The following is a 631-nucleotide window of genomic DNA, read 5'->3' on the forward strand; positions in this document are numbered from 1 at the left end:
TTTCTGGGATGACCGTCTTCCCAAAGAGCTGCATTCTTTCGAGGCGGTATTAACGGAGTACAGCCTTTATTTTTCAGAGTCTCGTGGCAATTTTTTGTGTCATATGCTCCATCGGCGGATACGGCAGCGACCTTTCTACGTAGTGGGTTGAGTAACGTCGGTAACACTTCACTATCGCCTACATTTACAAGACTGACTTCCGCACTAATCGCTTCGTGAGTATCCACATCCACAGCTAAGTGCAGTTTGCGCCATGTCCTACGTTTTTCTGTACCATGCTTTTTCACTTTCCACTCCCCCTCACCAAAGACTTTGAGGCCAGTAGAATCAATGGCTATATGGCGAATAGCCCCTCTCGATTTATTGCGATATTTGACCTGAACTGTCTTCGAGCGTTTACTGATACAGGTGTAGTCAGGGGACGTTAGTGGAACATCTAATAGCTCAAAGATAGAGTCGATAAAGCCTTGAAGAGCACGTAAAGGAAGAGAGAAGATGCCCTTAATCATCAAGGCGGTTTCAATCGCTGTATCAGAGTACTGAAAGCCTCTCCCACGCTTACCATGATGAGTTTTGCATCGCCATGCATCTACGGCTGAATCATCTATCCAGAATGTAACCGAACCACGTT

At 46.0% G+C, this 631-nt stretch carries 1 protein-coding gene; it reads right to left on the reverse strand.

Features of this window, described 5'->3' with window-relative positions:
- A partial coding sequence (locus AB4161_RS21925; RefSeq protein WP_372084298.1) for an IS5 family transposase occupies positions 1 to 631 on the reverse strand: 631 nt, incomplete at both ends.

This window comes from Vibrio sp. 10N.286.51.E5 (assembly GCF_041469125.1).
In the GTDB taxonomy this organism is placed as follows: domain Bacteria; phylum Pseudomonadota; class Gammaproteobacteria; order Enterobacterales; family Vibrionaceae; genus Vibrio; species Vibrio crassostreae_C.